We start from the raw sequence: 16,789 nt of genomic DNA on the forward strand, positions 1-16,789 counted from the left end.
CGCTCACGGTCCCACAGTTCGGGTGACTTCGCGGACCCTGAGGGGTGGGGCGTGCATGGGAGGGGCCCGGCTGGGCAGGAGGTCATCCGTGGAGAGCCAGTTCACCAGTGACGTCATGCTCAGCGTCAACGGTCACCCGCAGCAGCTGCGGACCGACAACCGGGCGACCCTGCTCGACGTGCTCCGCGAGCAGCTGCAGCTGCCGGGCACGAAGAAGGGCTGCGACCACGGTCAGTGCGGCGCGTGCACGGTCCTGCTCGACGGACGGCGGGTGAACAGCTGCCTGATCCTGGCCGTGACCTGCCAGGACGCCGAGGTGACGACGGTCGAGGGGCTCAGCAGCCGCACCGCGACCCACACGGCGGCGCCGCCGGACGAACGCCCGGCGCTGCACCCGATGCAGGAGGCGTTCGTGGCGCACGACGCGATGCAGTGCGGCTTCTGTACGCCCGGCCAGATCTGCTCCGCGGTCGGCATGCTCGAGGAGGCCGCGGCGCAGGAGGGCGTGACGCTGGACGAGCACGAGATCCGGGAACGGATGTCGGGCAACCTCTGCCGCTGCGGCGCGTACACCAACATCGTCGCCGCGATCCAGTCGTCGATCGGGGTGGCCGCGCGATGAGACCGTTCGCCTATCAGCGAGCCGGCGAGGCCGGGTCCGCCGTCGCGACGATGGCGCACCCCGGTGCCGCGTTCCTCGCCGGCGGCACCAACATCGTCGACCTGATGAAGCTCGGCGTCACCGCGCCCGACCTGCTCGTCGACGTGACCGGCCTGCCGCTGCGGGACATCGAGGAGCTGCCCGACGGCGGGATCCGGGTCGGCGCGCTCACCGCCAACAGTGACCTCGCCGCCGACCCGATGGTGCGGACCAAGTTCCCGGCGGTCGCCCTGGCGCTGCTGTCCGGCGCGTCGGCGCAGCTGCGCAACCGGGCCACCCTCGGCGGGAACCTGTTGCAGCGCACCCGCTGCCGGTACTTCGCCGACGTCACCAAGGCGTGCAACAAGCGGCTGCCGGGGTCCGGCTGCGACGCCCGCGACGGCGAGCACCGCGACCTCGCGATCCTCGGCGCCTCCCCGCAGTGCGTCGCGACGAACCCGTCGGACCTCGCGGTCGCCCTGGTCCTCGTCGACGCCCGGGTCGAGCTGCTGACGCCGGACGGGCCCGCGCAGATGAGCGTGCACGAGTTCTTCCGGCTGCCCGGCGAACGGCCGGAACGCGACACGAACCTCCCGCCGGGGGCGCTGATCACCGCCGTGGTGCTGCCGGCCACCCCGATCGCGCGGCTGTCGACGTACCGGAAGGTCCGCGACCGCTCGTCGTTCGCGTTCGCCGCCGGGTCGGTCGCCGCCGCCCTCGACGTCCGCGACGGGATCGTGCGGGACGTCCGGCTGGCGTACGGGGCGGTCGCGCACCGGCCGTGGCGGGCGTACGCGGCGGAGCGGATGCTGCGCGGCGCGACCGCGACCGTCGACAGCTTCGAACGGGCCGCGGACGAGGAGCTCGCCGCGGCGAGACCGTTGCGGGACAACGCGTACAAGGTGCCCCTGATCCGCAACCTGACGGTCGGGGTCCTGCGGGGGATGACGGAGGCCAGCTGGTGACCACCGCGGTGAGAAGGACGGCGCCACCCGCGATCGGGGTGGCGAGCCCGCGCGTCGAGGCGTGGGACAAGGTCACCGGCCGAGCGCCGTACGCCATCGACCATCCGGTGCCCGGCGCCGCCTACGCGTGGGTGGTGCAGTCGACGGTGGCCCGCGGGGTCGTCACCGGCGTCGACACGTCGCGGGCGCTCGCGGAGGACGGCGTCCTGGCGGTCCTGTGGCACGGCAACGCGCCCCGCCTGGAGCCCGTCGGCGATCCGGAGCTGCTGCTCCTGCAGTCGCCGCGCATCTCGTTCCGGGGGCAGGTCGTCGCCGTCGTCGTCGCGACGTCGCCGGAGGCCGCCCGGGCCGGCGCCGACCTCGTGCGGGTCAGCGAGGGCGGGACCATCGCCGACACGGTGCTGCGGATCGACCATCCCGCGCTGTACCAGCCGGTGGAGGTCAACGCCGGCTACCCGGCCCGGTCCGCGATCGGCGACGTCGACGCCGGGCTCGCCGCCTCGGCGGTGCGGGTCGACGCGACGTACCGCACGCCGGCCGAGCACCACTGCGCGATGGAGCCGCACGCGACGACCGCGTTCTGGGAGCGCGGCTGCCTCGTCGTGTTCGACGCCACCCAGGCCTCCACGTCGGTCCACGACGTGCTCGCCGGCCTGTTCGAGCTGCCGCCGTCCGCGGTGCGCGTCGTCAACGAGCACGTCGGCGGCGGCTTCGGCGGCAAGGCGGCGACCGCGGCCAACACGATCCTCGCGGCGATGGCGGCGCGGTTCGTGGGCCGGCCGGTGAAGCTGTCGCTGACCCGGCAGCAGGTCTTCGCGCTCGGCGGCTACCGCACGCCGACGATCCAGCGGATCCGCCTCGGCGCGTCGGCGCAGGGCGAGCTGCTCGCCATCGGGCACGACGCGGTCAGCCAGACGTCGCAGCTGGCCGAGTTCGTCGAGCAGAGCGCGGTGCTGTCGCGGCACATGTACGCCGCGCCGAACCGGCTCACGACGCACCGGGTGGTGGCCCTCGACGTGCCGACCCCGGGATGGATGCGGGCGCCCGGCGAGTGCCCGGGGTCGTTCGCCCTGGAGTCCGCGATCGACGAGCTGGCGTTCGCCGGGAACTGGGACCCGGTGCGGTTCCGGATCGACAACGAGCCGCCGGAGCACCCCGAGGAGCGGATCCCGTTCTCCAGCCGGCATCTCGTCGAGTGCCTGGAGGCGGGGGCGGAACAGTTCGGCTGGGCCGCCCGCGACCCGCGCCCCGCCGTCCGCCGCGACGGCGAGTGGCTGATCGGCACCGGCGTCGCCGCCTCCACCTACCCGGCGATCACGTGGCCCTCGACGGCCCTCGCCCGGGCGACCGCCGACCACCGCTTCGACGTGGAGGTCAACGCCGCCGACATCGGCACCGGCGCCCGCACCGTCCTGCGCCAGATCGCCGCCGACGCGCTCGCCGTGCCCCTCGAGCACGTCGCGATCACCGTCGGCGACTCGGCGATCGGCCCCGCCACCGTCGCGGGCGGCTCGATGGGCACCGCCTCCTGGGGCTGGGCCGTCACCAAGGCGTGCCGCCTGCTGCGCGAGCGCATCGACCGCGACCACGGCGGCACGGTCCCCGACGGCGGCGTCGCCGTCCGCGCCGACACCACCCTCGACGTCCGCGACCGGCCGGACTTCGCCCGCGACGCGTACGGCGCCCAGTTCTGCCAGGTCCGTGTCTCCACCGTCACCGGCGAGGTCCGCGTCGACCGCCTGCTGGGCGTCTTCGCCGCCGGCCGCATCGTCAACCCCACCACCGCCCGCTCCCAGCTCATCGGCGGCATGACCATGGGCCTGTCCGGCGCCCTGCTGGAGCGCTCCGTCGTGGACCCCCGCACCGGCGACTTCGTCACCGGCGACCTGGCCGCCTACCACGTGGCCGTCAACGCCGACGTCCCGCGGATCGAGGTCGTCTTCCTCGACGAGGAGGACCCCCACCTCAACCCCATGGGCGTGAAGGGCATCGGTGAGCTGGGCATCGTCGGCACCGCCGCCGCCGTGGCCAACGCCGTCCACCACGCCACCGGCATCCGGGTCCGCGACCTGCCCATCGGCCTCGAACACCTCGTCCCCAGAACCCACTGACGCACCCCGGGCAGACAGGCGAGCCGGTGTGCCCGGACCGTGCTCAGAGGAGGCTGTGCACCAGGAGAGGCGCCAGCAGCTGGCCCGTGATGTTGAAGACGGTCCATGGGACGAGCGTCCGTAGCACCCTGAGGTTCGCCTCGCGCCGGTCGGCATCGGAGCTGAAGCCCGCGCTCGCTCCGCTCAGCAGGACAAGCCCCAGGTAGGTCAGGACCGCGAGGGGCAGGACCCAGGTGGGCGCGGCGGTGTCGGTCATGCCGGACAGAGCGACCTGCGCGAGCGAGTCGAGCAGGCCGGCGGGGAGCAGCACGCGCAGCACCCTCAGCGTCGCCCCGCACTGACCGGGGCTGGCACTGAACCCCGCGGCCAGACTGGTGACCGTCACGAGCGCGAGGTAAGAAGCGACGACAAGAGGCACGATCCAGGAAGGCACGGCCGCCTACGACGGTGTGTCGGTCGAGCACCTGCTCGACATGACGAGCGGGGCGGGGACGGTGGAGTCGTGGACCGATCCCGAGAGCGACATCGCCCGGTTCACCGACGCGATCTTCACGGGCGGTTCCCTGGAGGCGGTGGTCCGGTCGGTCGCCAGGTTCGCCCGGCCCGGTGCGGCGTTCAACTACTCGACGATAGACACCCAGGTGCTGGGATGGGTCCTGGAGGCCGCCAGCGGCACCAGCCTGGCAGAGTTCGCATCCCGGTGGCTGTGGAGCAGGATAGGCGCTGACCACGATGCCTACTACTGGCTCAGCAGGGAGAGCGGCCGAAGCGCGATCGGCGGCGGATCCTTCAACGCCACGGTCCGGGACCTCGCGCGCATCGGCCAGCTGATGTCTCATGGAGGTGCGATCGGAGGGCAGCGGATCGTGTCGCGGGCTTGGGTCGAGCGCAGCTGGCGAGATGTCAAACCACACCTCATGGCGGGCGCGCTGGGCCAGCAGCAGCCGGACCACTACGGCTACGCGAATCACTGGTGGACGGTCACCGGCGGTGGTCGCCACACGTTCGCCGCCCTCGGCATCTACGGGCAGCACCTGTACGTCGACCCGGATGCGGACATCGTCATCGCCAAGTGCAGCGCCTGGCCGGTGGAGGAAGACCCCCACCTCGACCGGGAAACGGTCGTCGCCCTGAACGCCGTGGTCCGTCACCTCGAAGGCATGGACGCCTTCGCGGCGGCACGTTCAACCGAGCTCGATCGCCCCGGCGATGCGTCGCCCTGATCCCACCCCCGAGGAGAGACGGCATCATGCACGACAGGCACGACAGCGGCCGGGCAGAAGGACTCTCGCCCGAACCGATGGACATCAGCCCGTTCGTGACCGAACAAACACGGCGCGCGATTGGCAAGCGGCTGGCCAATCCGAAGGTCAAGGAGTTGCTCGACGCCGGACTCGACCTGCTGCTCGGCGGCGTCGAGTCCAACATGGAGGCACCGTTCAGATTCCCTTCGGCTGATGCTGTGTGCACGGAAGCGGCAAGGCGCCCGGCCTTCAATCCCACACCGGTGCCCGCACCCGCCGACGAGGCGGAGCGGCTGTTCGGGCGCATCTCGCCGGCCGACTCGCCGCAGCGGCGATCGGCCGTGAACGCGTTCAGGAAGACGTGGCCGCAACTTGAGCAGTACCGTGCCGACCTGGCCATGTACGCACTGACGATGCCGACCTGGTTCGCGGGCGACGAGGTCGCGAAGCACGCGCTGGAACAGATGACCGCAGACACGGATGCGATCGACGCGGTGCTGGAGCGGATCGCGTGCGAAGACCTCAAGCTCTTCGAGGACGCACTGTTTCGCGTGCAGCTGGTCATGCAGGCGATGGCCCCGAGCGAAACGGTGATCCGGGAAGCCCTCGACCGCATGTACGCGAACATCGACCGCACCTGGATCCTGGTCTACCAGGGCATCCTCGATCACTACAAGGCCGAGCTCCGGCCGGACGTCACCGTCGAGGACATGACCTACATGCTGACGGCCGCCGCGGAGGGCACGGGCCTCCGGCTGCTGGTCCAGCCCGGCAACAAGGCCATCGCGGACGCGGTGCGCCGTCGTTCGATTCTCGGAAAGACGGCGCTGTGCGTGTTCGCGGCGAGCATCGGCGGCCGGGGGGACACCAGAACTCTGGGGAAGTTCTTCCGGGACAGGTTGACCGGTGACGAAGGATGACGGCGCCACCTTCCATGGTCGGCCCCGGGACGGTCAGCCGAGCGCCTCGACCGGGGGGATGACGTAGTACGCGCCGGTCAGCGGGGTCGTGTAGCGGGTGAGGGCGTCGCGGACGCCGTCGTCGGTGCCGGCCATGCGGCGCAGCATCTCGGCGAGCGGGTGCTGGGTGGCGCAGAAGCCGACGAACATCGTGCCGTGCTCGCTGACGGTGCCCCAGGCGGTGTTGCGGCGGTAGATCTTCAGCTCCTCGCCGTCCGCCGAGGTGATCACGGTGCGCGAGACGTGGGAGGTCGGGGGCTGGCGGTCCTCGTCGAGCTCGACGCTGTCGGGCTTGGTGCGGCCGATGACGAGCTCCTGCTCGGCGACGGGCAGCGCGTCGAACGCCGCGGTGTCGTGGTGCCACTGCTGGACCAGGGCGACGGCGTACCCGTCGGCGGTGGCCACGGACGGGGCGAGGCTGCGCGGCGGGTTCTCGGTGCCGTCGATGAAGCCGGTGAGGTCGCGGTCGTGGTGGTACACCCAACCGGCGACGTCCGAGGCGCAGGCGGCGACGGGGGCGAGCACGGCCAGGGCGGCCCGCGTGTAGTCGAACAGGGCGGTGCGGTCGGCGCCCGCCAGCCACAGCCACGCGTCGTGCTGCGTCGCCGGCATCGTGAAGCCGTCCGGACCGGCCACCGGCGCGTCGAAGTCCCTGACGCCGGGCGCGGCGCCCCACAGGCTGGGGCGGATGCCGATGACGACGTTGACGGCGCCGGTCGCGGGCATCGGCTCGCCGACCGCGGCCAGCGCCGCCAGCAGCGCCCGCGGGTCGGCGCCGGGGCGCAGGTCGAACTCCAGGTATGCGTGCTCGGCCATGGCGGCGGCGAAGATGCCGGGCTGCGGGGTCGGGGGCATGGCACCGATCGTACCGGCGCAAGATCCACACCAGTACTTTTGTCACCGCCGATCGGGTACCGCCGTCTCTGCCGCCCGGAACGGGCCGGTCGTAGCGTCAGGGCATGAGCACAGTCGAGCTGGATCGGGTGTCGTACGCGTACCGCGGCGGCGGCCTCGCGGTGCGGGACGTGTCGCTGCGGATCGAGGCCGGTGAGGTCGTCGCGATGCTGGGGCCCAACGGCGCCGGCAAGTCCACGACGCTGCTCCTGCTGCTCGGCATGCTGCCGCCGCGGACCGGCACCGCCAAGCTGTTCGGCGGGCCGGTCGCCCGCGCGGTCGCCGACGGCAGGGTCGGGGCGATGCCGCAGGCCGGCGGCGTCCCGCCCCGGTCGAGCGTGCGGGACCTCCTGGAGTTCCTGCACGCGGTGTACCCGCGGCCGATGCCCGTCGCCGAGGCGATCGCCCTCGCCGACCTGGACGGGCTCGCGGGGCGGACCGTGGAGCGGCTCTCCGGCGGGCAGCAGCAGCGGCTGCGCTTCGCGATGGCGGTCATCGGCCGGCCGGACCTGCTGATCCTCGACGAGCCGACGGCGGCGCTCGACGTGCAGTCGCGGCGCGCGTTCTGGACCGCGATCCGTGGCTACGCCGCGCAGGGCCGCACCGTCCTGTTCTCCACGCACTACCTGGAGGAGGCCGACGACAACGCCGACCGGATCGTGGTGCTGGACCGTGGTCGCGTGATCGCCGACGGCACCGCCACGAGCGTGAAGCGGATGGTCACGGTCCGCACCGTCAGCGTGACGGAGCAGGACGGCGGGTTCGAGCGGCTGCCGGGCGTCGTCGCCGTCGCGCGGCGGGACGGGCGGGTCGTGCTCACCACGACCGACTCCGACGCGACCGTCCTCGCCCTCGCCGCCGCGGGCCTGCTGCGGGACCTCGAGGTCGTCGGCGCCGGCCTGGAGGACGCGTTCCTGACCCTCACCGGAAACCTCAGCGGAGTGTGATCGCGATGTTCGCCTATGTACGACTGGAGCTGCGGCGGCTCGGCAGGATGCCGGGACTGCTGATCTTCGCGGTGCTGATGCCCCTGCTGAGCTATCTGCTGTTCACCAACCTGCACGGGCTGACCGGGCAGGACAAGGACGTCGCCGCGACGTACACGATGGTGAGCATGGCCGGCTACGGGGCGATCGGCGCCCTGCTCAACTACGCCTCGGGCGTCGTGGTCGACCGGTCGATCGGCTGGATGCGGCAGCTGCGGCTCACGCCGCTGTCGCCGGTGCGCGTCGTCGTCGGCAAGGGACTCACGGCGATGGCGACGGCGATCGTCCCGGTCGTCGCGCTGTGCGCCGCCGCCGTGGCCGTCAACGGGGTCCGGCTCGATGTGGGCCAGTGGCTGGCGATCGTGCCGCTGCTGTGGTTCGGGTCGCTGCCGTTCGCCTTGCTGGGGCTCGGCATGGGGTATCTCGCGACGGCGCAGACCGTGCAGCCGCTGAACCTGCTGGTGTACCTGGGGATGTCGATCGTCGGCGGGCTGTGGCTGCCGCTGGACGCGATGCCGGGCTGGGTGGCGGCGGTCGGGCGGTGGCTGCCGACCCACGCGTACGCCGACATGTCCTGGCAGGTGGCCTTCGGCGGCGCGCCGACCGGCACCGACGTGCTGACCCTGGCCGCGTGGCTGGTCGCGTTCACGGCCCTGGCCGTCGCCGGCTTCCGCCGCTCGGTCCGCAGCACCGCGGGCCTGTAGGTCCAGCCGTGCCGGGTGGCCCGGAGACTAGGGTGGAGCGCATGCCCAGCAAGCGGTGGAGGCCGTCGGTCGGCGGCCTGCTCTGGGTCGGCGTGTGGACGTTTCCGCTGGTGGGCCCGCTCGCCACGATCACGCCGCAGCACGGTGGCGTGGTCGCCGGGGCCGGCCTGGCGCTGTTCACGGCCGTCTACGTCACCGTCACCACCCTGGGCTTCGACCACCGCGACGACCTGCGCCGGGTGGCCGGCATCGGGTTCGGGACCGTCGCGGCGCTCGGCGTGGTGCTGGCCGCCGGGTACGGCGAGCAGTGGCTGATCGTGCTGCTGTTCGTGTCGACGTGCGGCATGGCGGTGTACGGCGGCCGCCCCAGGATGACGGTCGGGCTGACCGTGATACTGGCCGTGGTGGGGGTGGAGGCGGCGCTGGGCCTGCTGCAGCACGCGGAGCCGGCGGTGCTGCTCAGCACCATCGTCGGCACCGTCCTCTCGTCGGGGCTGGTGGGCGCGATCCGCCAGATGGGCCGGTTGATCCGTGAGCTGCAGGGGGCGCAGGAGGCGCTGGCGGTCGCCGCGGTCGCGGAGGAGCGGCTGCGGTTCTCCCGCGACCTGCACGACCTGCTCGGCCACACGCTGTCGGTGATCGTGGTCAAGGCGGAGGTGGTGCGGCGCATCGCCGAGCGGGACCCGGCCGCGGCGGCCGCGCAGGCCGCGGACATCGAGGACATCGGGCGGCGCGCGCTCGTCGAGATCCGGGAGGCGGTCACCGGGTATCGGGAGAGCGGCCTGACCGCCGAGCTGACCCGCGCGAAGGGGGTGCTGTCCAGCGCCGGGATCGCCGCGACGGTGCAGCGGACGGCGGACCCGCTGCCGGACGACGCCGACCGGCTCCTCGCGTGGGCGCTGCGGGAGGCGACGACGAACGTGGTCCGGCACAGCGGCGCGCAGCGCTGCGACATCGAGATCTCCACCGTGGACGGCGGGGCGGCGCTGCGGGTCGCGGACGACGGCGGGGCGGCCACCGGTACACCGGCGGCGACGGGAAACGGGCTGCGGGGGCTCACCGAGCGGCTCGCCGCGGCCGGCGGCACCCTGGAGGCGGGGGCCCGGGACGGTGGCGGGTTCACGCTCGTTGCGAGACTGCCACTGTGATCAGGGTGCTGCTCGCCGAGGACCAGGGCATGATGCGGGGCGCGCTGGCGCTGCTGCTGGACCTGGAGCCCGACATCGAAGTGGTGGCGCAGGTCGCGACCGGCGACGAGATCGTCCCGGTCGCGGAGCGGGTCCGGCCCGACGTGGCGCTGCTGGACATCGAGATGCCCGGCGGCGACGGGATCACCGCGGCCGCGCGGCTGCGCGACCGGGTGCCGGGGTGCCGGGTGCTGATCCTGACGACGTTCGGGCGGCCCGGGTATCTGCGCAGGGCGATGGAGGCCGGCGCGAGCGGCTTCCTGGTGAAGGACGGTCCGGTCGAGGAGCTCGCCGCCGCCGTCCGGCGGGTCCACGCGGGCGGCAGGGTCGTGGACCCGGCGCTCGCCGCGGCGGCCCTGGCGGCCGGGCCCGACCCGCTCACCGACCGGGAGCGCGACGTGCTGCGCGAGTCCGCGGGCGGCGCGACGGTCGCCGACATCGCCGCGCGGCTGCGCCTGTCGGAGAGCACGGTCCGCAACTACCTGTCGGCGGCGATCACGAAGACCGGCACCCGCAACCGCATCGAGGCCGTCGGCGTCGCCCAGTCCAACGGCTGGCTGTGACGCCACTTCCGGCGTGCGGCGTCGCTAGGCGCTTTCGTCGTGCGGCGCCGTGTGGTGCCGTGTGGTGCGGCGTCGTCTGGTGCCGCGGTCGGCGGGTGGCATCGCGGCGTGGAACGGGTGGCGTGCGGCGTCGCTAGGCGCTTTCGGCGTGCGGCGTCGCTTGGCGCGGCTTTCGGCGTGCGGCATCGCTTGGTGCGCTCGGAGTGCGGCGACGTGTGGTGTCGCCATGGCCGTGCGGCGTCGCCTGGTGGCGTGGCCGGCGGGTGGCGTCACGGCGTGGAACGGGCGGCGTGCGGCGTCGCGCGGGTCGGTCGGCTGTGGGTGTCCGGCGGCGCTTGGCTGGACGGATCGGTCCGGCGGTGCGCGCCCGGGCGGATCGGTCCGGCGGTGCGCGCCCGGGCGGATCGGTCCGGCGGTGCGTGGCTGGGCGGATCGGGTCCGGCCGTGCGTGGCTGGGCGGATCGGGTCCGGCGGTGCGCGGCTGGCCGGATCGGGTCCGGGGGCGTGGAGGGCGACGGTGCGGGCTCGGAGGCGGGCCGGCGGGCGGTGCGGGCTATGCGGTCAGGCGGGTGACGGCGGCGCCGGGGGACTGGTGGCGCTGCCAGTGGCGGAGCATCGGGGCGGGGTCCCAGCCGAGCTCGCGGGAGCGGTAGACGGCGTCCGCGCAGTGCGCCGTCCAGCTCGCCGGGGCGGTGTCCGCCGAGCGCAGCAGCTCGTCGCGGAGGTCCTGCAGGACGCGGATCGAGTGCTCGAACGCGGGCACCTCCCGCTCGCGGTCGTCCAGATCGGCCATCCAGTCGACGTCGCGGCCGTCGCAGACGGTGCACGCGCACCCGAAGAGGCCGGGGTCGGGATGGCGGCGGCGCGCCCTCGCGATGGCGTTGATGCGGCGGTACGACAGCGCCGGCGCGAACACCGCGGACGGTGCCGCCGGCCGGAAGCCACGCGCCACCGGACCGGACTGGGGCGCGGGCCGGGGCGTCAGGTGGCGCAGGCCCGCCACGGTGCCGACCGCGGCGGCCGCGGCGCCGTGGCACAGCGCGCCGAGCGCCGACACGTCGCAGCGCAGCAGCAGCGTCGGCACCCCGCAGCCGAGGACCGCGAGGAGCCCCTCCACCACGCCGGGCAGGGCGAACGGGTCGCGGCCCGCCTCCAGCACCAGCGCGACGGGGCCGCCCGCGGCGCGGATGTGGCCGGTCAGGACGGTGCGGTGCAGGCGGTCCTGGAGCCAGGTCGGGTGCAGCGGCAGGACGGCGATCGTGTCGGGCAGGACGGCGGCGCGGTGCAGGATGCCGGCGAGGCCCGGCTCGTCGCCGCTGTCGACGTACCCGGAGTCGGTGAGCACGGGCACGCCCAGCTCCCGCTGGCGGCGCAGCCAGCGCGGGTTGAACGGCGCGCTCGCCGGCAGCCGGGCCGGTCCGGCGTAGCGGGCCGCGTCGAGCAGCAGCGGCGCCTCGAAGTGGCGTTGGCGCAGCAGGTACGCGGCGGTCGCGAGCAGGCCCGCCTCGTCCCGCTGGAACGGTGAGATGACGAGGCCCGCGCCGGGGCGCTCGGCGATCGGCGCGCAGCGCAGCGCCTGGTTGGCCGAGCAGTGCACCAGCAACGTGCCTTCGGTGATCATGGCATTCGTCAGTCCCGTCACTCTTGGTCCATCGAGCGTAACCAATAGTGCGGTATTCACGAACATTCATGTTCGAACTGGTGTTCTATCTGAAACTCTCAGCTGCAGGTGTACGTGAAGGTCGCCGTGTCGGAGGCGGTGCTGGGCGCGATCACCTGCAGCGTGGTGGTGGAGGTGCCGGCCGCGCGCCGGACCTCCGCCTCCCAGGAGTCGGTGTAGGTCTTCGACCGCAGCGTGGCGCCGTGCTCGTTGCCGCCGTCGACGGTGTACCGCAGCCGGACGTCGGGGCTGGAGACCGTGATCGTGACGGTGACCTTGACCCTGACGTACTTCGCCGAGCGGGGGCAGGGGCCGGTGACGCTCGCCGGCTCGAGGCTGATCCGCGCCGCCGTGACGTGCGGCTTGGCCGGCGACGACTTGGGCGTGCCGCTCGGCTCCGCGGCCGGTTGGCTCGTGGCCTCGGCCGGTGCCGTCGAGGCAGTGACCGCCACCACGGGTTCGGCCGCGGCCGACCTGGGGCGCGGCCGGCTCGGCTCGGAGGACGAGCCGATCAGGGCGAACGCGGCCAGGCCGGCGACGAGGACGAGGATCGCCGCGCCGCCGGCGATGAGCAGCAGCGTCAGCCGGGAGCCCGGCCCGGCCGGCTCCTCGTCCCGCTCCGGGGTCAGCCATGCGGGACGGTCGGGCTCCTCCGCTTCGATCACGGGCAACAGTGCACCACGGCGTGTCAACGCCGCGCCGGCCGGTGTCACGGCACCGCTCCCGCCGGTGCGTCGGCGCAGCTCCGCCCGGTGTCGCGGCTCGCGCGGAGCCCGGAGGCGACGACGCGGGAGCACCGCGCCGGTGTTTCCACGCTGCGCCGTTGGTTCAACGCGACGCGGCGCCGCGTCGTTGGTTCAGACGCGGCGCCGCGTCGTTGGTTCAGGCGCGGCGCCGCCGTCGTGCCAGTGGTTCAGTGCAGCGCCGGGTAACCGCCCACCACGCTGCCCTGCGCCTCGGCGCGGACGGCGGCGGCCGCGGCGGTGACCGAGCCGGCGGTCGCGACCCGGTCGACGACCGCGGCGACGACCTTCGGCGTGGCGAACGACGTGCCGCTCCACGCCGCCCAGCCGCTGCTGAACAGCTCATGGTTGATGTACGTGCTGACGACGTCGGCGCCGGGCGCGGCGACGCTCACCCACGGGCCGGTGTTGCTCCACTCGCAGATCGCGGTGCCGTCGTGCGCGGCGACGGCGAGCAGCCGGTCCGCCCACGCCTCGCCGCTCGCGGTGAACGCGGCCGGCCAGAACGGCCGGTCGGCGACGCCGTTGTTGCCGGCGGCCGCGACCACGACCCGGTCGCCGCCGGCGAGGAACGTCCGCAGGGCCGCGGACAGCGCCGCGGGCGGCAGGTCACCGATCGAGTAGCCGCCGAGGGACAGGTTGAGCACGTCGGTGTCGGTGAGGGCGGTGATCGCGGCGGCGAGGTCGGCCTCGGTGCACACGCCGAAGCTGTCGAGGACCTTCACGATGCGGACCTGCGCGCCGGTGGTGCCCTGCGCGACGACGCCGGCGATGAAGTTGGCGTGGCCGACGTCGGAGTCGAGCATGCCGTCGCCGTCGCCGTCGGTGACCGTCTCGTGGTTCTCCGGCGTCGCGGAGTAGCAGCCCACCGGGAGCGGGCTGTCCAGCCAGATGCCGGTGTCCATGACGACGACCCGTACCGGCGATGCGTGATCCGACGAGATCAGCTTCGCCGAAGGGGCGTCCACCGCGACCGGCGGGCCGAACGGGCCGCCGTGCTCGTGCGGCGTGGACATGAAGACGTGGTTGGCCCCGACGACGGAGCCCTGCGGCAGCTGGCCGCGCAGGCGGCGGACGGCGTCGGAGACGTCGAGGCCGGACGTGCGCAGGCGGCGCAGGCCGGACGTCGGCTCGTCCTCGGCGATCTCGCTGGTGCGGTGGCCGAGCCCGACCAGGGTGCGGTGGGCGATCGCGGTGCTGGCGTCCTGGACCAGGATCTCGTCGGCGACGAACCGGACGGTCCGGCCGGCGTGCGACTCGGTGCGCATCCACGGCAGTCCGGACAGGCGCGCGTCGCGGGTCGCCAGCCACCGTTCGAGACGATCTCGTGCAACGGACATGCTTGCTCCTCAGTGCTCAGCTAGAGACGGACCGGTGACAAGAGACGGCGGCGCGGCGCCGTGATACACATCGGAGGTGTCCACCACCGCCGACGAGCTGGCGCAGCGGCTGTTACCGATTGTGATGGCCGATCCGGTCAAGGCCAAAATGCTCGCGGACGCGGCGTTGCGCGACGCCCAGCGCGCCGGTGACCGCGCCGCGCAGGCGGTGGCGCTGCGGACGCTCGGCCTCGCCGCCCGGGCCCGGCACGACGCGGCGGGCGCGGACCGGCATCTGCGCGCGTCGATCGCGGTCGCGCGGCGTCACCGGCTGACGCAGTACGAGGCGGAGTCCCGGATGAGTCACGCGCTCATCCTCGACGATCTCGGCCGGCCCACCGCGGCGCTGCGCGAGATCGACCGGGCGATGGCCGACCTGCAGGGGCAGCGCCGCGCCCGGGCCTCGATGCAGCGCGCCCTGATCCTGCGCCGGCTCGGCTTCGAGCGGGAGGCGATGGAGCTGTACCGGGACGCGCTGCGGGCGTTCCGGCGGTCCGGTGACGCGGTGTGGGAGGCCCGCACGCTGACCAACCGCGGGGTGCTGCACGGCTTCCGCGGCAACCTCCGCCTCGCCGAGGCCGACCTGCGGGCGGCGCAGGCGCTGTACAACCGGCTCGGGATGTCGACCGCCGCGGCGCAGGTGGAGCACAACCTCGGCTTCGTCGCGGCGCAGGCCGGCGACGTGCCGACGGCCCTGGCCCGCTACGACCGGGCGCACGACCGGCTGTGGAAGACCGGCGTCGACGCCGTCAGCCTCCTGGACCGCGCGGAGCTGCTGCTGTCGGTGCGGCTGCTGCCCGAGGCCGGCACGGCGATCCGTGCGGCGATCGCCGCCTGTACCGACGGACACCTCGACTCGGTGCTCGGCCAGGCGCATCTGATGATGGCGCGGCTGGCGCTGCTCACGAGCGGCGGCTCCGGCCCTGTTCCCGGCGCTTCCGGTACTTCCGGCGCTTCCGGCACGGACGAGTCGCGGGCGGCGGCCGCGGCGGCGCGGAAGGTGTTCGCGCGGCAGAAGCGCGCGGTGTGGATCGCCCGGGCCAGGGTCGCGGAGCTGGCGGCGGTCGTCGCGTCGGGCCGGGCGCACCGCGGGACGCTGCGGGACCTGCGGACTGCCGGGCAAGCCCTCGTCGACGCCGGCTGGCCCCATCCCGGCTGGGAGGCGCTGCTGGACGCCGCGCAGCTCGCCGTCGGCCTCGGCGAGCACGGCACCGCCGCCGACCTGCTGCAGGAGGCGGCGGCCGCGGCGAAGCTCGGCCCGGCGCCGCTGCGGGTGCGCTGGGCGCACGTCCGGGCCCGCCTGGACCTCGCCCGCGGCGCGACCGCCGAGGCGGCCCGGGCGGCGACCGCCGGGCTGCGGATCGCCGACGAGTACCGGGCCAGCCTCGGCGCCACCGAGCTGCGCGTGCGCGGCAGCGTCGAGGCCGCCGCGCTCGCCGGGCTGCGGCTGCGGCTCGCCCTCGACCACGGCGGCCCGCGGGAGGCGCTCACCTGGGCGCAGCGGTGCCGGTCGGCGGCGCTGTCCCTGCCGCCGACGCACCCGTCCAGCGACCCGGTCGTCGCGCGGGCCCTCACCGAGCTACGCCGCATCACCGGCGAGCTGGCCGCGGCGCCCGCCGGCCCGCAGCGCGCGGGGCGGCTGCTGCGGCGGCAGCGGTCCCTGGAGGCGGAGATCCGGCGCCGCTCCTGGCGGGTGCCCGGCTCGCGGCCCGCGGCGCGCACGGACGTGCCGTTCGCGTCGCTGGCCGCCGCGCTGGACGGGCGGGTGCTGTTGGAGCTGCTCGCGATCGACGGCGTCCTGCACGCGCTGGTGGTGTTCCCGTCGGCCGGCGGGTACCGGGTCGCGCAGCGCGTCGTCGGGCCGATCGCGCCGGTGGCCACGGAGCTCGAGCACCTGCGGATCGCGCTCAGCGCGGAGATCCTCGGGCACGGCGGTACCAGCGGAGAACGCGTCGACCGGGGCGCCGGTGCGCTCGACCGGCTGCTGCTCGACCCCGTCGCCGACCTGATCGGCGCCGGCCCGCTCGTGCTCGTGCCGACCGGCGCCCTGCACGCGATGCCGTGGACGATGCTGCCCAGGCTGCGCGGGCGGTCGATCACCGTCGCGCCGTCCGCGGCGATCTGGTGGCGGGTCGCGACCCAGCCGCCCGCCGACGGGCCCATGGTGCTCGTCGGCGCGCCGTCCGCGGCGCAGGCGGCCGCCGAGGTCGCCCAGATCGCCCGGGACCGGCGCGTGCCGCCGACCGTGCTGGCGGGGGAGCGGGCCCGGGTGGCGCCGGCGCTCGCCGCCCTCGACGGCGCGGCGATCGGGCACATCGCCTCGCACGGCGAGTTCCGGGTGGACAACCCGCTGTTCTCGTTCCTCCTCCTCGCCGACGGCCCGCTCACCGTCTACGACCTGTCGGCGCTGCGCCGGCCGCCCGCGCTGCTGGTGCTGTCCGGCTGCGACACGGGCCTCACCGAGGTGCACCCCGGCGACGAGCTGATGGGGCTGGTCGCGGCGCTGCTCAACATGGGCACGGCCACCGTCGTCGCGAGCACCGGACCCGTCGACGACGGCGCGACGCGGCTGCTGATGCGCGACCTGTACGGCCATCTCGGCGCGGGCCAACCGCCGGCGTCCGCCCTGGCCCTGGCGCAGGCGGCGGCCGACCCTTCGGTGCGGGCGAGCACCGGCAGCTTCGTCTGCTTCGGGGCGGGGTGAATTTTTCTCTCATTTGACTGGCGGAAGTGTCAGACCCGGGCTCTACGATG

15 protein-coding genes are annotated in these 16,789 nt (G+C 74.2%); 10 read left to right on the forward strand and 5 right to left on the reverse strand.

Going from position 1 to position 16,789, the window contains the following annotated elements:
• Nucleotides 1–115: 115 nt before the first annotated feature.
• Genes AB0J72_RS29175 through AB0J72_RS29185 form a run of 3 tightly spaced genes read left to right on the forward strand, consistent with a single transcriptional unit; the run spans nt 116 to nt 3,716 of the window.
• Complete coding sequence (locus AB0J72_RS29175; RefSeq protein WP_363404098.1) at nt 116–622, forward strand: 2Fe-2S iron-sulfur cluster-binding protein; 507 nt, start codon at nt 116–118, stop codon at nt 620–622.
• A complete protein-coding gene (locus tag AB0J72_RS29180; protein WP_363404031.1) occupies nt 619–1,605 on the forward strand; it encodes a xanthine dehydrogenase family protein subunit M in 987 nt (328 codons plus the stop codon). Before AB0J72_RS29175 ends, AB0J72_RS29180 begins: the two co-directional genes overlap by 4 nt.
• Nucleotides 1,602–3,716: a xanthine dehydrogenase family protein molybdopterin-binding subunit gene (locus AB0J72_RS29185; RefSeq protein ID WP_363404033.1), complete on the forward strand. Its 2,115-nt coding sequence runs from the start codon at nt 1,602–1,604 to the stop codon at nt 3,714–3,716. Before AB0J72_RS29180 ends, AB0J72_RS29185 begins: the two co-directional genes overlap by 4 nt.
• 43 nt (nt 3,717–3,759) lie before the next feature.
• Here AB0J72_RS29185 and AB0J72_RS29190 read toward each other — a convergent pair whose 3' ends face one another.
• Nucleotides 3,760–4,101: a hypothetical protein gene (locus tag AB0J72_RS29190; protein ID WP_363404035.1), complete on the reverse strand. Its 342-nt coding sequence runs from the start codon at nt 4,099–4,101 to the stop codon at nt 3,760–3,762.
• Nucleotides 4,102–4,135: 34 nt separating this feature from the next.
• Between AB0J72_RS29190 and AB0J72_RS29195 the strand changes: the two genes are divergently transcribed.
• Nucleotides 4,136–4,939 carry a serine hydrolase gene (locus AB0J72_RS29195; RefSeq protein ID WP_363404100.1) on the forward strand — a complete coding sequence of 268 codons (804 nt, stop codon included), beginning with the start codon at nt 4,136–4,138 and terminating at the stop codon, nt 4,937–4,939.
• A gap of 26 nt (nt 4,940–4,965) precedes the next feature.
• Complete coding sequence (locus tag AB0J72_RS29200; protein ID WP_363404037.1) at nt 4,966–5,880, forward strand: hypothetical protein; 915 nt, start codon at nt 4,966–4,968, stop codon at nt 5,878–5,880.
• A gap of 33 nt (nt 5,881–5,913) precedes the next feature.
• Here AB0J72_RS29200 and AB0J72_RS29205 read toward each other — a convergent pair whose 3' ends face one another.
• Nucleotides 5,914–6,774: a Dyp-type peroxidase gene (locus AB0J72_RS29205; RefSeq protein WP_363404039.1), complete on the reverse strand. Its 861-nt coding sequence runs from the start codon at nt 6,772–6,774 to the stop codon at nt 5,914–5,916.
• Nucleotides 6,775–6,878: 104 nt separating this feature from the next.
• On the opposite strand from AB0J72_RS29205, the gene AB0J72_RS29210 reads away from it, so the two are divergent.
• From AB0J72_RS29210 to AB0J72_RS29225, 4 genes are read left to right on the forward strand one after another with little or no spacing between them, the layout of a single operon-like run.
• Nucleotides 6,879–7,760 carry an ABC transporter ATP-binding protein gene (locus AB0J72_RS29210; protein WP_363404041.1) on the forward strand — a complete coding sequence of 294 codons (882 nt, stop codon included), beginning with the start codon at nt 6,879–6,881 and terminating at the stop codon, nt 7,758–7,760.
• A 5-nt stretch (nt 7,761–7,765) separates the two neighbouring features.
• Nucleotides 7,766–8,503, forward strand: a complete 738-nt coding sequence (locus tag AB0J72_RS29215) for an ABC transporter permease (protein WP_363404043.1) — start codon at nt 7,766–7,768, stop codon at nt 8,501–8,503.
• A gap of 41 nt (nt 8,504–8,544) precedes the next feature.
• Nucleotides 8,545–9,651 carry a histidine kinase gene (locus AB0J72_RS29220; RefSeq protein ID WP_363404045.1) on the forward strand — a complete coding sequence of 369 codons (1,107 nt, stop codon included), beginning with the start codon at nt 8,545–8,547 and terminating at the stop codon, nt 9,649–9,651.
• A complete protein-coding gene (locus tag AB0J72_RS29225; RefSeq protein WP_363404047.1) occupies nt 9,648–10,253 on the forward strand; it encodes a response regulator transcription factor in 606 nt (201 codons plus the stop codon). The genes AB0J72_RS29220 and AB0J72_RS29225 overlap by 4 nt, the downstream gene beginning before the upstream one ends.
• Nucleotides 10,254–10,806: 553 nt before the next feature.
• Here AB0J72_RS29225 and AB0J72_RS29230 read toward each other — a convergent pair.
• The 3 genes from AB0J72_RS29230 to AB0J72_RS29240 all read right to left on the reverse strand — a co-directional run bounded on the left by AB0J72_RS29230 (nt 10,807) and on the right by AB0J72_RS29240 (nt 13,996).
• Nucleotides 10,807–11,895 (reverse strand): hypothetical protein, encoded by a 1,089-nt coding sequence (locus AB0J72_RS29230; protein ID WP_363404049.1) that lies wholly within the window; start codon nt 11,893–11,895, stop codon nt 10,807–10,809.
• 77 nt (nt 11,896–11,972) lie between these two features.
• Nucleotides 11,973–12,578, reverse strand: a complete 606-nt coding sequence (locus tag AB0J72_RS29235; RefSeq protein WP_363404051.1) for a hypothetical protein — start codon at nt 12,576–12,578, stop codon at nt 11,973–11,975.
• Nucleotides 12,579–12,826: 248 nt separating this feature from the next.
• Nucleotides 12,827–13,996 carry a S8/S53 family peptidase gene (locus AB0J72_RS29240; RefSeq protein WP_363404053.1) on the reverse strand — a complete coding sequence of 390 codons (1,170 nt, stop codon included), beginning with the start codon at nt 13,994–13,996 and terminating at the stop codon, nt 12,827–12,829.
• Between the two features lie 76 nt (nt 13,997–14,072).
• On the opposite strand from AB0J72_RS29240, the gene AB0J72_RS29245 reads away from it, so the two are divergent.
• Entirely contained in the window at nt 14,073–16,739 is a 2,667-nt protein-coding gene (locus AB0J72_RS29245) for a CHAT domain-containing tetratricopeptide repeat protein (RefSeq protein ID WP_363404055.1), read from the forward strand.
• The last annotated feature ends 50 nt before the right edge of the window (nt 16,740–16,789 follow it).

Source organism: Dactylosporangium sp. NPDC049742 (assembly GCF_040674675.1).
In the GTDB taxonomy this organism is placed as follows: domain Bacteria; phylum Actinomycetota; class Actinomycetes; order Mycobacteriales; family Micromonosporaceae; genus Dactylosporangium; species Dactylosporangium maewongense.